Consider the following 14,451-nt stretch of genomic DNA (forward strand, 5'->3'; position numbering starts at 1 on the left):
TGGCATGACGGTGTCTCTTTTGACACTTGATATTGTCGTCTCTACATTGGGGGTTTTATTTCATCGCTTCGGCTGTCGATGAATATCGACCGACGCCGGTGAGGGCTGCATGGCATTGAGGCGCCGGGATATCGGCTGGTGGATTAGCGGCCGGCAGGGCGGCTGAAAAGACGATGAATCGGTATTGATTGTGTGGGAAATAACCCCATGCACATGCCAGTGATCCCCCGATAACCCTTTTACACAGGCGAAGCGCAATATTCCCGGCTCGGCAGCATCTTTATGAATCCGGATGAAACGGGGAGGGCGCTTATTTTGCCTTGAGGGTGGAGAGCCGCTTGTTCAGCGCCTCCATCTCGTCCTGATATGGACGTGTCACGGCCTGCACATCCAGGCGCCGGGTGTCGCCGGTCTCGGTGGTGATGGTGTCTGACTGGCCCTCGTTGAACCTGGTCATCTCGCGGTTCATCTTCTGATCCTTGGCATCCAGTTCAGTGCGCATGGCCTCAAGCTGGCGCTGCTTCCGACCGCTGGCCAGGTTCTCTTCGATATCCCGGGTTCGCTTGTTCGCCCGCTCGACCTCCTCGGCCGAGGGGGTGAAGATGTTCATCCTCACCGGCTCGCTGTCACCGGTACAGGGGATGTCGCTGAAGGTGATGCTGCCGTTGACGGTGCATTTGTAGACCTCGGCAGAGAGCGGGGTGGCCGCCGCCAGCAGGGCGAGGCAGATGACCAGGGTGCGTGACATAGACTCCTCCTTGAATCCTCCCCTTGCACACTAGTACATGGTGCCGGGTCAGACAATTACTCCCGTCATCCGCGATGAAAGCGAGGGATTGCCCGTGTCGTCGCGTCCTCTTTACCTGCGAACGGGGCGGCATATCCTGCACACAGGGTGCCCAGTTGCCGTGCGAAACGGCGGATCTCGACCGGTTTTCCCCGCCGTTCAACACATCAGAGCACCATAACGGGCCACAATGAGGTATCTTATGCCCCGATTTCATCCATTAAACGGATCCGAGACCCCATATGATCATCAAACCCAAGGTTCGCGGTTTTATCTGCACCACCACCCACCCGGTCGGTTGTGAAGCCAATGTTCGTCGCCAGATCGCTTATACGAAGGCCAAGGGCGCCATCGAGAATGGCCCCAAGAAGGTGCTGGTGATCGGCGCTTCCACCGGTTATGGCCTGGCCTCCCGCATTGCCGCCGCCTTTGGTAGCGGCGCCGCCACCCTCGGCGTCTTCTTCGAAAAAGCGGGCAGCGAGACCAAGACCGCCACCGCCGGCTGGTACAACTCCGCCGCCTTCGACAAGGCCGCCAAAGAGGCCGGCCTCTACGCCAAGAGTGTCAACGGCGATGCCTTCTCCCACGAGTGCCGCGCCAAGGTGATCGAGCTCATCAAGCAGGATCTGGGGCAGATCGATCTGGTGGTCTACTCCCTGGCCTCCCCGGTGCGCAGGCTGCCGGACACCGGCGAAGTGGTGCGCTCCGCCCTCAAGCCCATCGGTGAGGTCTACACCTCCACCGCCATCGATACCAACAAGGATCAGATCATCACCGCCACCGTCGAGCCGGCGAACGAGGAAGAGATCCAGAGCACCATCACCGTCATGGGCGGCCAGGACTGGGAGCTGTGGATGGCGGCCCTGCGCGATGCGGGCGTGCTGGCTGACGGCGCCAAGTCCGTGGCCTACTCCTACATCGGTACCGACCTGACCTGGCCCATCTACTGGCATGGCACCCTGGGCCGCGCCAAGGAAGATCTGGATCGCGCCGCCGCCGCCATCCGTGGCGATCTGGCCGCCAAGGGCGGCACCGCCCACGTGGCCGTGCTCAAATCCGTGGTGACCCAGGCCTCCAGCGCCATTCCCGTGATGCCGCTCTACATCTCCATGGCCTTCAAGATCATGAAGGAGAAGGGCATTCACGAGGGCTGCATGGAGCAGGTGGATCGCATGATGCGCACCCGCCTGTACGGCGCCGATCTGGCGCTGGACGAGCAGGCCCGTATCCGCATGGATGACTGGGAACTGCGTGAAGACGTGCAGCAGACCTGCCGCGACCTCTGGCCCTCCATCACCACAGAGAACCTCTGTGAGCTCACCGATTATGCCGGCTACAAGCAGGAGTTCCTGCGTCTGTTCGGTTTCGGCCTGGACGAGGTGGACTACGAGGCGGACGTGAATCCGGACGTGCAATTCGACGTGGTCGAGCTCTGAGTCTGACTCAAGTGAAAACAGGGCCCTGCGGGGCCCTGTTTTTTTGGCAAGAATTCCGTCAGACTGCGGAATTTTATTATCCACGATCACCTTTTCCCCATATCAAACCCGCTAGGCTTGCGCTGTCTGGATCACATGACGGCATTGCCGAGGTACGGAAGCTATGACCACTCCACATGAAGCGCCCAAAAAGCGCCAACTCCCCACTGTCTATACCCTGCTTTTCATCATCATCGCCCTGATGGCGGCCCTGACCTGGGTGCTGCCGGCGGGCAAGTACAACTATGTCACCGCCGACAGCAAGCAGCCCGTGGCGGCGGCCGCCGTGGCGGACTACGGCGGCGGCGAGCGGCTGTTGCCGGTGCCCGGCAGCTACACCGAACTGCCCTCTCAGCCGCAGGGGCTGTTCGAGGTGCTCAAGGCGCCGATCCAGGGCTTCCACAAGGCGGCCGACGTGGCGCTGTTCGTGCTCATCATCGGTGGCTTCCTGGCGGTGACCATGCAGAGCGGCGCGCTGGATGCCGGGGTGGGGGCCATAGTGCGCGCCTTCGCCGGCCGCGAGCAGCTGCTGATCCCGGTGCTGATCGCCCTGTTCGCCCTCGGCGGCTCCACCTTCGGCATGGCGGAGGAGACGGTGGCCTTCTGGGCGCTGATCGTGCCGGTGATGATGGCGGCGGGCTTCGATCGCATGGTGGCGGCGGGGATCATCCTGCTCGGCTCCGGCGTCGGGGTGCTCGCCTCCACCGTCAACCCGTTCGCCACCGGCATCGCCTCCGGTTTTGCCGGCATCCCCATCGGCGAGGGGATCGGGCTGCGGGTCGTTCAGTGGTTGCTGCTGGTGATCTTCGCCTCCTGGTTCGTGATGCGCTACGCCAAACGGGTGCGGCAGGACAAGGAAAGCTCGGTGCTGGCGGACATCCGGTACGACGATGAGTTTGCCCAGATGAAGAGCGGGGACGGGGTCTTCAGCGGCAAGCAGAAGCTCACCATGGCGGTGTTCTTCGCCACCTTCCTGCTGATGATCTATGCGGTGGTGCCCTGGTCGGATTTGGGGATCAACGTGCTGCCGACCCTGGGCTGGTGGTTCGACGAGCTCTCCACCCTGTTCTTCAGCGCCTCCATCCTGATCGCGCTGATCAACCGGATGCCGGAGTCCAACTACGTGGCCACCTTCCTCGAGGGGGCGCGGGATCTCATCGGGGTGGCGCTGGTGGTGGCGGTGGCACGTGGCATCTATGTGGTGATGGAGCATGGGGTCATCATCGACACCATATTGCACTGGGCCGAGGGGCTGGTGAGCGGGCTGTCGTCATCGGTGTTTATCCTGATGGCCTATCTGGTGCACATCATCCTGAGCTTCTTCATCCCCTCCACCTCAGGGCTGGCGACCGTCTCCATGCCGCTGATGGGGCCGCTGGCGGACTTCTCCGGCATCTCCCGGGATCTGGTGATCACCGCCTATCAGTCCGCCTCCGGCTGGATCAACCTGTTCGCCCCCACCGCCGCTCATCTGGTAGCGGGGCTGGCGCTGGCCAGGATCCCCTACGATCGCTTCGTGCGCTGGGTGCTGCCCTTCATCGTCGGGGTGGCCCTCATCACCATGGCGGTGCTGGTGGCCGGTGCCCTGCTGCACGGCTGATGGGACGTCACACGACAGACAACAAAAAGGCTCCCGCGGGAGCCTTTTTCATGAGCCTTGCTTACTGCTTGTAGCCCTTGAGGAAGCGGGCGAGGCGGCCGATGGCCTCCTCCAGCTCCTCTTCCCGGGGCAGGAACACCAGGCGGAAGTGATCCGGCGCGGGCCAGTTGAAGCCGGTGCCCTGCACCAGCAGCAATTTTTCTTGCTGCAGCAGATCGAACACCATCTTCTGGTCATCGCGGATGTCGTACACCTTGGGATCGAGACGCGGGAACATGTAGAGCGCCCCCTTGGGCTTGACGCAGGAGACCCCGGGGATCTCGTTCAGAAGCTCCCAGGCCTTGTCGCGCTGGCGACGCAGGCGACCGCCCGGCAGGATCAGCTCGTTGATGCTCTGGTAGCCGCCCAGCGCAGTCTGGATGGCGTGCTGCATCGGCACGTTGGCACACAGGCGCATGGAGGCCAGCATCTCCAGCCCCTCGATATAGCCCTTGGCACGGCCCTTGGGCCCGGTGATGACCATCCAGCCCTGGCGGAAGCCACAGGCGCGGTAGGCCTTGGAGAGGCCGTTGAAGGTCACCACCATCACATCGTCACACAGGGTGCAGACGCTGGTGTGGGAGATGTCGTCGTAGAGGATCTTGTCGTAGATCTCGTCGGCGAAGATGATGAGGTTGTGCTGGCGGGCGATCTCGATCACCTCCAGCAGGAACTCGCTGCCGTAGACGGCGCCGGTCGGGTTGTTCGGGTTGATCAGCACCAGGCCGCGGGTGCGCGGGGTAATGCGGGCGCGGATGTCGTCGAGATCCGGATACCAGTCGGCCCCTTCATCGCAGCGATAGTGCACCGCATGACCGCCGGAGAGGGTCACGGCCGCAGTCCAGAGCGGATAGTCGGGGGAGGGGACCAGCATCTCGTCGCCGTTGTTGAGCAGCGCCTGCATCGCCATCACGATGAGCTCGCTGGCGCCGTTGCCGATGTAGATGTCGTCGATGTCGACCTTGCGCATCCCCTTCTGCTGGTAATACTGCATCACCGCCTTGCGGGCCGAGAAGAGCCCCTTGGAGTCGCAGTAGCCCTGGCTCTGGGGCATGTTGAGGATCACATCCTTGATGATCTCCTCCGGCGCTTCGAAGCCAAACGGGGCTGGGTTGCCGATGTTGAGCTTGATGATGCGGTGACCTTCGTCTTCGAGACGGCGAGCTTCCTTATGCACCGGGCCGCGGATGTCATAGCAGACATCGTCGAGCTTGTGCGACTTGTCGATAGTGAACATGGTGAGCGTGATTCCTTCCCCGTGGGGCGCGTTGGCAGAAAAGCGGTTTTTAGTATCAAATTTCTCTGCCCCTATTCTTCACAGAATTGAATGCTAGAACAATCTAATTTATGGAATAAATCCCTGATATTTACCCCTAAAACAGGGTTGCTGAGGTGTTGAATTCAGCAGGATCTTTTGCCTGTTTCGCGAGAAACCAGTGAAAGATGAGGGGTGATCCCATAATGCCACCGGAGTGTATTGAAATCTCCACACCATCTGGCACGATTGGCTGGGCCGAAAAACGTCGCCAGACCCTTTCGGCCAAGTCCGTTTCCCGTCGGACTGGCTCTCATCAACCCATGGAGGCACTGCCATGCAAGCACCCCAACCCGGTCGCTATCGTCACTTCAAGGGAGGCCACTACCGGGTGCTCACCCTGGCCCTGCATACCGAGACCGGGGAATCCCTGGTCGTCTATCAATCGGAGCAGGACGGTCAGGTCTATGCCCGTCCCGTCGCCATGTTCATGGAGTGGATTGAACACCAAGGGCAGGTGGTGAGCCGCTTTACGCCGGTGGCGTGAACCCGGCAGAACAAGACGAAAAAAGGCGCCAGAGGCGCCTTTTTTCATGGTGTGGGGCTTACAGACCCAGATTGGCTCTGGCATAGGCCTCAAAATCGGTGCAGCCGCCGATGTGCTGCTCGTCCAGGAAGATCTGCGGCACAGTGGTGACCGGCTTGCCCGCCTTGGCGGCGAGATCGTCCTTGGTCAGCCCGGCCACGTTGATATCCACGTAGCGGAACTCGAAGTCATCGCGCTCCTCGGTCAGCTGCTCGGCAATCTGCTTGGCGCGCACGCAATAGGGGCAACCGGGACGACCAAAAATCTCTACAAACATCTTTTCTCTCCATTAAACAGGCCGTTGAAGAAGGCCATTGAGACGAGGCTGGGCACAGCATAGCCCCGCCGCCGTGCCAGTCAAAGCCGAAAATAGCGATGCGTCCGTTCGCCAACCCCGATTGCGCTCATTGCTGATGAAGGCTCCAGAGCCCCTGTCTCGCGCCAAGGTCGGGGAATGGGGGCAGCCTTGCTGGCAAGGCCACCCATATCGTTCATCACTGCTCGGCGATCTGGATGGGCTGCTGCTGGTAGATGCTCTCCAGCACGCCTTTTTCGAAGACGGTCCAGGGCCAGGGGGCCTTGCTGGCGCGATAGCGCTCGTGGGTGGCGGGGTCTTGCGACAGGCCGCGCTGGAACATCACGAAGGCCTTGCGCTGACCACTTGCGGTGTCGATGAAGCCGGCGAGGTTCGAGGTGCCTGTGATGGTGCCCGTCTTGGCGTGCACCTTGTTCTTCATCATGGGGGCGGTGACGCTGCGGCGCCAGGCCAGGGTGCCGTCCACCTGGGAGCTTGGCAGCAGCTTGATGAAGTCGAGCTCGGCGTCGTTTTGCTGGATGAAGCTCAGCACCGACAGCATCTGGCGCGCGCTGATGAGATTGTGGGCGGAGAGGCCGGAGCCGTCGGCCAGGGTGGCGTTGCCCAGATCGATGCCGTGCTTGGTCAGGATGGCGCGCACCGCCATGGTGCCGCTGCGATAGCTGCCCGGCTTGTTGTAGTAGTGGCGGCCCACCGTCTTCAAGAAGGTGTCGGCGTAGAGGTTGTCCGATTTTTTCAGCATCTTGGCGAGCATCACCGGCAGGGAGACGGAGTAGTGGGTGGCCAGGGTTTCGGCGCCCACCGGCGCCTGGTGGGTGACCCGCAGCAGGCCGTCGTGGCGGATACCGGCGCGGTTCATGGCCCAGCGGATGTTGTCCCAGCCCCAGGCTTCCACATCGTGAATGGCGAAGCGCAGCCCCTGTGGCTCCTTGTTCGGGGTGATGCAGCCCTTGAGCTCGTAGAAGTTGCCCTTGGCCATGTCCACTTCCAGGGCGCAGAACTGGCGCGCCATGTCGCCATAGCTCATCACCTCCACGTTGTCGGCGCCGATGCCGATGGGCACGCCGGTGGCGACATTGCCCACCGCCGGTCTGCCGATCTGGGTGGCGGTGACGGTGCCATAGGCACAGTTCTTGTCGATGATGACGGAGGAGACGGGGGCGGCGAAGCAGAGGGTCTGATCCCCCCAGGACCAGCCATTGCCGCGCTCATAGCCGTTGTAGGCGCCGGTGTTGACGTAGACGTTGCCCTGGATGCGGGAGACCCCGAGCTGCTTGAACAGGGCCACCAGATCCATGCGCGACAGGGTGGGGTCGCCCACGAAGTTGATCCAGATGTCACCGTTGATGGTATCCCCCTGCTTGGCGCCGGACTGGGCCTGGATATCGGTGGCGAAGCGAAAATCGGCGCCAAGCTCGAGGCGGGCCGCCAGGGCGGTCAGCACCTTCATGGTGGAGGCGGGCGCTATCATGTCGTCCGCGTTGCGGGAAAACTCGATGCCGTTGTTGCCCTGGACGATGACTGCATACTGGCCCCCCTTGGGCGGGGTCAGCGGGGTGGCCTGGGCCACCAGGGAAAAGAGAGCACAAAAACCAATCAACAGCCGCTGCATAACATCCTCTAACGTGACGAAGGGGCGCGGCAGTGGTGCCGGCCCTGACAATTCAACCTTGTGTCACCAGCCGATGCGGGCTCGGCCGTGACGAAGCCATTCATGATGCCGGTCGCCCCTTGCCGCTACGCCGAGGCGTTGGCGGTGCGGTAGCGGCCGTCATAATCAAAAATCTTCTCCTTTATCTGCCAGAAGCGGCCCGATTTGCGGGCGATGACGAAATCGGGGTGGCGAAACTGGCGCTCCAACGCCAGCACGCTCGCCAGGGTGGCAAATTCGGGCTCCAGGCCCGGGGCGGGCCAATGATGACGCACAAAGCGTTGTTGAAACAAGCGCCGCGCGCCCTCGGAGTGAAAACCGAAGTACTCGCTCAGGGTGAGACCGTCCTCGTCGTGGTAGGTCACCTCCAGTCGCTCCCCCTGTTTGCCACGCCCGGCACTCAGCGTCAGGCCGGCGCAGCGGATCACCATGCAGTCCTTGAGATTGAGCGCCTCCTTGAGTTTGTCGTCAGGGTCCACCAGCAGCTGATCGCAGTGCTGGCAGCGGCGGGCGGCGATATCGTTCTCCGCCCCGCAAGCCGGGCAGATCTTGGCGCGAAAGCGGTAGTCACACTCCTCGCGATGGCCCTCGTCATCTTCAAACAGTCCCTGACAGCGACGGCCGTAGTGCTCGATCACCTTGCCATCCTCGTCGGTCTTGCCCCAGAAGGTGTTGGCAAAGCCGCAGGCGGGGCAGGGCACCAGCACCGGCTCGGTGCCGGCGTGGGGTCTGGGCTCCCCCACCTCGGGGGCAAACAGGTTGAAGTTGTTGCCGGCATAGTCGAGCACCAGGCAGTCGATCTTGCCCGGCGACAGGCGCAGGCCGCGCCCCACGATCTGCTGATAGAGAGACACCGACTCGGTGGGCCTCAGCATCACGATGAGATCCACGTGGGGGGCGTCAAACCCCGTGGTCAGCACCGCCACGTTGACCAGAAACTTGAGCTCGCGGACCTTGAAGGCATGGATCAGGGCATCGCGCTCCGGACCCGGGGTCTCTCCGGTGATCAGGGCGGCCTGTTCCCCGCGCGCGCCCAGCAGGCCGTGGATTTCCCGGGCATGCTCGACGGTGGCGGCGAAGATCATCACCCCCTGGCGCTCGCGGGCATACTCCAGCACCTGATTCAGGATATGGGGGGTGACCCGCTCCTGGCGCTTGAGCTCGCCGTTGAGATCCGCCTCGCTGAACAGGCCATTCTCCCGCGCCACCAGTTTGCTGAAGTCGTAGTGGACTATGGGGGCATCCACCAGGCGCGGCGGCGTCAGGTAGCCGTTTTTGACCATGAAGCGCAGCGGCAGCTCGAACACGCAGTCGCCGAACAGCCGCTCCCCATGGCTCTTGACCATGCCGTGGTAATGGCGCCGGTAAATCCAGCCGAGGCCGAGACGATAGGGGGTGGCGGTGAGACCCAGGATCTTGAGGGCAGGGTTGGCGGTCTTGAGATGGGCGATCACCTGATGGTACTGGCTGTCGTCATCGAGCGAAACCCGATGACACTCGTCGATGATGAGCAGGGAAAAGGCCCCGTCAAATGCGGCCAGATTGCGTGCCACCGACTGCACCGAGCCGAACACCACCTGGGCGCTCGCCTCCTTGCGCGCGAGGCCGGCGGCGAAGATGTCGGCCTTGAGCCCCCAGGCCTCGTACTTGGCGTGGTTCTGCTCCACCAGCTCCTTGACGTGGGCCAGCACCAGCACCCGGCCACGGGCCTTGCGCGCCAGCTCGGCGATCACCAGGCTCTTGCCGGCGCCGGTGGGCAGCACCACCACGGCGGGATCCGGGTGCTTGCGAAAGTGGCGGATCACGGCGTTGACGGCGTCGGTTTGATAGGGTCTGAGAACGAACATGGGGAACGGTTGTGGCGCAAGGTGGCGCCATTATAGGGATCTTGCGGCGAAAATGCAGCGAGGGGAGGGGGCGGTGCCCCAGACGAAAACGGGCCGGCATGATGCCGGCCCGCAGACACTGGCGAGTGCTTAGTGGAAGGGGAACAGGTAGTTGAGCCAGCTGCCCATGCGCATCAGGATCTTGCGCATGATGGCCACGTGGTGGAAGTGCTCTGTGTAGATGGCGGCCTGGCCGCTGGAGCCGGCAATCACCTGGTACTTCGCCCACTCGGGATCGGTGATCTCGAGGATGATGGGCAGGCGGCCCGGTACCTGGGCGGAGGTTTGATCGATGAGCCCTGCCTGGGCCTGGATGTTGCCCGGCGCCATGGCGGGGATCACGGACTGCACCCTGGCCTTGAAGATCCGGCCGGGGATACCGTCCAGCACCACCTCGGCCTCATCGCCATCCTTCAGCCGCTGCATGCTGTTTTGCCAGAACCAGCCGACGTAGGCGTTTTCATCTTCATGGATGAAGGTCATCACGGGGCGATACATGAAGGGGGCGGCGATCATGCCGGGACGCAGCGCCAGCTGCACCACATGGCCGTCGCTCGGGGCGTAGACCACGGTCTGATCCAGCTCGTACTTGGCGATGTTGAGCTGGGCGCTCAGGTCATCCAGCGACGCCTTCTGTTGGTCAATCTGGGCGACGATGTCGTCCACGTTGGCCTGGGTCACGTCGAGATCACGCTGCTTGCCGATGCCGCGACGCATCAGCTCCAGGGCACGATCCCGGTCCAGACTGGCGGAGCGCAGCCGGGCGTCGAGGGCTTTGAGGAAATCCTTGTTGGAGGCGAGCCGCGCCGTCAGGCTGGCGACTTTCTCCTGGAAGGGCACAGCATCCAGGCGAAACAGCACATCACCCTGCTTGACCGGCTGGTTGGCCTTGACCGGTACCTCGGTGACCCGCCCCTTGACCAGGGGAACGACGGGGGTGGAGACGTAGTAATTGCGGGCCAGCTCCGAATAGGGGTGGTTGTAGTTCATCATCATGATGAGCGCCCCGATGAGGAAGACACCGCCGAGCACGGCCGTGGGCACACTCCACTTGTTGAGCGGGATCTTGAAGATCTTGAAAATACCTATGCAGAGGGCCGTATAGGTGAGAATAAGTAGCAGGTCCATGGAGGGTTACCTATTTATCGGTCTGTTCGAGCGTGGTCATGCGGGCTTGCAGTGCGGCCAGCTCCTGCTTGAGCGCGCTGATCTCGTCTTCGTCTTTTTGCAGTCGTTGCGTGAAGCCCCAGCCGCGATCGGGGCGATAAATCGTGGCCCAGATCCAGAGGAAGGGCCAGAGCACATGCAGGGTGAACAGGCTGACCCAGCCAGCCACGTGAATGGCGTCTTGGTGAGGGTGCTGACGATGCTTGGCAATCTCGTACGGAATATCGTGAATGACGATAACGCCATAGAACATGACCAAGACGACAAACACCAGTATTCCCAGGGCAATGTAGTCAAGTACCATCGTTTTCTCCCATCTTAGTCGCGAGGTAATGCCTTGTTTCGTCTAGACAAGGCATCCGGCCATGATGACAGCATATTAGCTGAGTGCAAGAGTGCAACAGGGGAGTTGATATTCCGGTACAGGCCCGGTTAACCGGTTGGCTATTTATCGCCCATCCTTCATTTCCTTCTGTAAAATCAAACGGGAACGAGATTCGTCTGTCTCATGGCTAAAGGACGGGAGACGCGATGGAAAGGGGATGCAGGATGGGCCGCCGGTGGGTGGCACTGTTATTGTTCGTTGCCGTGCAAAGCGGCAGCATCTGGGCCGCAGAACCCAGAATGGAACCGACCGAGCAGGAGAGGGCCCAGACCCTGATCCTGCTCCATGAGCCCATCGTGATGTTGCAGGCGACCTTCGGCAGCCTGGACGGGGCGGCCCGGGTGAGGTTGACCCATGAGCGGATCCAGCGCCTGGACCCAGCGGATCTGAACCATCCCATCACTGTGGTCAAGGGTCGCCGGCAAGGGCAGGATAGCCGGGAGTTTCTGGTCAATGGCAAGCGGATCCTGGTGCTGATGGAAGGAGATCTGGAGACCCTAGACGAACTCAGCCTGGAGCAGGCGAGCGAGCGCGTGCGGGGGCGGCTCGACAAGGTGCGCCTCAAGTACCTCGAACTGCACTCGCGCCCCTATCTGATCAAGGCAGGCGGCAAGGCGGTGGCGGCCAGCCTGCTCTTCTTCGCCGTCATCTGGCAGCTGCAGCGGGGCCACAGACGAATTAGAAGGTGGCTCGCCAATCGCCTGCTGCAGCAGAAGGGGTTGATCCCGCACCAGTGGCGCCAGGTGGCGGGCAACGTGGAGGTGCGCCTGCTTGGCCTGGTGACCCTGTTGCTGCTCTTCATGCTCACCTATGGCTGGCTCACCTATGTGCTTGGCCTCTTCCCCCAGACCCGGGCCTGGAGCGAACGGCTGGGGGATTCCCTGTTCGCCCTGTGCGGCGACATGCTGGAGGGCATGATAGCCGCCATGCCGGGGCTGGTGACCGTGCTGCTGATCGTGCTCATCACCCGCTTCTTCATCCGGGTGCTGGCCATCCTCTTCGATCGCATCGAGCGCGGTCAGTTGCGGGTGCAGGGGGTGCATGCGGAGACCATAGGGGCGACCCGGCGCTTGCTCTCCGTGGTGATCTGGCTGTTTGCCCTGACCGTGGCCTACCCCTACCTGCCCGGTGCCGACTCCGACGCCTTCAAGGGGATCAGCGTCTTCTTCGGTCTGATGGTAACCCTGGGGTCGGCCGGCATCATGAACCACGCCATGAGCGGCCTGGTGCTCATCTATTCCCGCGCGCTGAGGCCCGGGGATCTGGTGCAGATTGGGGAGGTGGAGGGGATGGTGAGCGAGCTCAATGCCCTCTCCACCAAGCTGGTGACGCGCCAGGATCACGAAGTCACCCTGCCCAATGCGGTGGTGGTGGGAGGCAAGGTGGTCAACCTGACGCGGCTGGCGGGGGAGAAGGGGGTGGCGCTCCTGACCAGGGTGACCATAGGCTACGATGCCCCCTGGCGTCAGGTGCACGCCATGCTGGAGCTGGCGGCCAGACGTTGTACCCTGCTCAACCAGGACGAACCGCCCCTGGTGCGGCAGTTGAACCTGCAGGACTGGTATGTGGAATATGAGCTGCAGGTGCGGATGAAGGGGGATCTGCTGCCCGCCGTGGTCAAGACGGAGCTGCACGGCCATATCCAGGATGTCTTCAACGAGTTCGGGGTGCAGATAATGTCCCCCAACTTCATCGCCCAGCCGGAGCAGGCGGTGCTGGTGGCCAGGGAACACTGGTATCAGTCGCCCGCGCAGCCTCCTGAGGTTCCCGCCGGCAGTGAGCCCCCACCCAAGACATGACCCCAAAAAGAGGAGGCCCGGCAGCAATGCCGGGCCTCTTGTCATGGGGCAGCGTCAGTCTCGCGACTCAGCTCTCCTTGGCTTCCCGCAACTGGGAGGGTCTGAACTTCACCAGGAAGGCCAGGGTGATGAGGGCGGTGCTCACCAGACCGATGAGGGTGGAGACGTTCATCGCGAGACCAAAGCCGATGGGGGCGTTGGCCAGGTAGGTGATCACCACGGCGGTCATGAAGATGGCGGGAATGGTGCAGACCCAGTGCAGCTTGCCCTCCTTGATGAGGTAGGCGGCGGCTGCCCACAGCATGATGACGGCCGTGGTCTGGTTGGCCCAGCCGAAGTAGCGCCAGATCACCCCGAACTCGGCCTTGGAGATGATGAAACCAAGGATGAACATCGGTATGGCGATCAGCAGACGCTTGGCCATGGGCTTCTGGGTCAGCTTCAGGAAGTCCGCGATGATGAGGCGGGCGCTGCGAAACGCGGTGTCACCCGAGGTGATGGGCAGGATCACCACGCCGAGGATGGCCAGGATGCCGCCGACTGTGCCGAGCAGGCTGGTGGAGACCTCGTGTACCACGGCGGAGGGGCCGCCGCTCGCCAGGGTGGCGTTGAGCGCTTCTGTGCTGTCGTAGAAGGAGAGACCCAGGGTGCACCAGATGAGGGCGATGATGCCTTCCCCTATCATGGCGCCGTAGAAGATGAAGCGGCCGGAGCTTTCGTTCTGCATGCAGCGCGCCATCAGCGGCGACTGGGTGGCGTGGAAGCCCGACACGGCGCCGCAGGCGATGGTGATGAACAAGAGCGGCCAGAGCGGCAGTTCGGTCGGGTGCAGGTTGGAGAAGTCCATCCCTGTGTTGTAGAAGCCCTTGCCGGAGACCATGAGGCCGATGATGAGGCCGACCGACATGAACACCAGCAGGGCGCCGAAGATCGGGTAGAAGCGACCGATGATCTTGTCGATGGGGACTATGGTGGCCAGGATGTAGTAGGCGAAGATGGCCGCAATCCAGTAGACCAAATCGGTGGAGGTGAGGTTGGCGAGCAGGCCCGCCGGGCTCAGCACAAATACCACGCCCACCAGCATGAGCAGCACCACGGCAAACAGGTTCATGAAGTGCTTGGCGGCGTTGCCGAGGTGCTCGCCGACCACGGTTGGCACCGAGGCGCCCCTGGCACGCACCGACAGCATGCCGGAGAAGTAGTCGTGCACCGCGCCGGCGAAGATGCAGCCGAAGACGATCCAGAGCATGGCGACCGGGCCGTAGAGGGCACCCAGGATGGGACCGAAGATGGGGCCGACGCCGGCGATGTTGAGCAGCTGCACCAGATAGACCTTCTTGTCCGACATGGGGACATAGTCCACCCCGTCCGCCATGGTGATGGCGGGGGTTTTCAGCTCGGGTTTGGGGCCGAATATCCGTTCGATGAATTTGCCGTAGAGGAAGTAGCCGGCTACGAGCAAGCCGACACAGAGGAAGAACCAGATCATTGTTACGCTCCTGCCT

The 14,451-nt window shown here is 62.4% G+C and carries 12 protein-coding genes; 4 read left to right on the forward strand and 8 right to left on the reverse strand.

The features are described from left to right. Positions 1-310: 310 nt before the first annotated feature. Entirely contained in the window at positions 311-748 is a 438-nt protein-coding gene (locus R2B70_RS07385) for a DUF4124 domain-containing protein (RefSeq protein ID WP_010673985.1), read from the reverse strand. Positions 749-1,029: 281 nt separating this feature from the next. Between R2B70_RS07385 and fabV the strand changes: the two genes are divergently transcribed. Then, positions 1,030-2,223: an enoyl-ACP reductase FabV gene (fabV, locus tag R2B70_RS07390; RefSeq protein ID WP_209791667.1), complete on the forward strand. Its 1,194-nt coding sequence runs from the start codon at positions 1,030-1,032 to the stop codon at positions 2,221-2,223. Positions 2,224-2,386: 163 nt separating this feature from the next. After that, positions 2,387-3,862: a YfcC family protein gene (locus R2B70_RS07395; RefSeq protein WP_318163008.1), complete on the forward strand. Its 1,476-nt coding sequence runs from the start codon at positions 2,387-2,389 to the stop codon at positions 3,860-3,862. Positions 3,863-3,923: 61 nt separating this feature from the next. On the opposite strand, the gene R2B70_RS07400 is transcribed toward R2B70_RS07395, so the two are convergent. After that, positions 3,924-5,138 carry a pyridoxal phosphate-dependent aminotransferase gene (locus tag R2B70_RS07400; protein WP_005302243.1) on the reverse strand — a complete coding sequence of 405 codons (1,215 nt, stop codon included), beginning with the start codon at positions 5,136-5,138 and terminating at the stop codon, positions 3,924-3,926. A 355-nt stretch (positions 5,139-5,493) separates the two neighbouring features. Between R2B70_RS07400 and R2B70_RS07405 the strand changes: the two genes are divergently transcribed. Next, positions 5,494-5,703 carry a DUF1653 domain-containing protein gene (locus tag R2B70_RS07405; protein ID WP_209791671.1) on the forward strand — a complete coding sequence of 70 codons (210 nt, stop codon included), beginning with the start codon at positions 5,494-5,496 and terminating at the stop codon, positions 5,701-5,703. A gap of 58 nt (positions 5,704-5,761) precedes the next feature. On the opposite strand, the gene R2B70_RS07410 is transcribed toward R2B70_RS07405, so the two are convergent. The 5 genes from R2B70_RS07410 to R2B70_RS07430 all read right to left on the reverse strand — a co-directional run bounded on the left by R2B70_RS07410 (position 5,762) and on the right by R2B70_RS07430 (position 11,066). Then, entirely contained in the window at positions 5,762-6,019 is a 258-nt protein-coding gene (locus R2B70_RS07410) for a GrxA family glutaredoxin (protein WP_010674029.1), read from the reverse strand. A 217-nt stretch (positions 6,020-6,236) separates the two neighbouring features. Beyond that, positions 6,237-7,670: a D-alanyl-D-alanine carboxypeptidase/D-alanyl-D-alanine-endopeptidase gene (dacB, locus tag R2B70_RS07415; RefSeq protein ID WP_216989997.1), complete on the reverse strand. Its 1,434-nt coding sequence runs from the start codon at positions 7,668-7,670 to the stop codon at positions 6,237-6,239. 125 nt (positions 7,671-7,795) lie between these two features. Then, a complete protein-coding gene (locus R2B70_RS07420; protein WP_318163009.1) occupies positions 7,796-9,556 on the reverse strand; it encodes a DEAD/DEAH box helicase in 1,761 nt (586 codons plus the stop codon). 129 nt (positions 9,557-9,685) lie between these two features. After that, positions 9,686-10,723: an HlyD family secretion protein gene (locus R2B70_RS07425; RefSeq protein WP_318163010.1), complete on the reverse strand. Its 1,038-nt coding sequence runs from the start codon at positions 10,721-10,723 to the stop codon at positions 9,686-9,688. Between the two features lie 10 nt (positions 10,724-10,733). Beyond that, a complete protein-coding gene (locus tag R2B70_RS07430; RefSeq protein WP_318163011.1) occupies positions 10,734-11,066 on the reverse strand; it encodes a DUF3302 domain-containing protein in 333 nt (110 codons plus the stop codon). A 245-nt stretch (positions 11,067-11,311) separates the two neighbouring features. Here R2B70_RS07430 and R2B70_RS07435 point away from each other — a divergent pair, with 245 nt between their 5' ends. Continuing rightward, on the forward strand, positions 11,312-12,946 hold the full coding sequence (locus R2B70_RS07435) for a mechanosensitive ion channel family protein (protein WP_318163012.1): 1,635 nt from the start codon (positions 11,312-11,314) through the stop codon (positions 12,944-12,946). Between the two features lie 67 nt (positions 12,947-13,013). Here R2B70_RS07435 and R2B70_RS07440 read toward each other — a convergent pair whose 3' ends face one another. Further along, positions 13,014-14,435 carry a carbon starvation protein A gene (locus R2B70_RS07440; protein ID WP_042075160.1) on the reverse strand — a complete coding sequence of 474 codons (1,422 nt, stop codon included), beginning with the start codon at positions 14,433-14,435 and terminating at the stop codon, positions 13,014-13,016. Between the last annotated feature and the right edge of the window lie 16 nt (positions 14,436-14,451).

This window comes from Aeromonas sp. XH, from assembly GCF_033348475.1.
Classification (GTDB): Bacteria; Pseudomonadota; Gammaproteobacteria; order Enterobacterales; family Aeromonadaceae; genus Aeromonas; species Aeromonas sanarellii.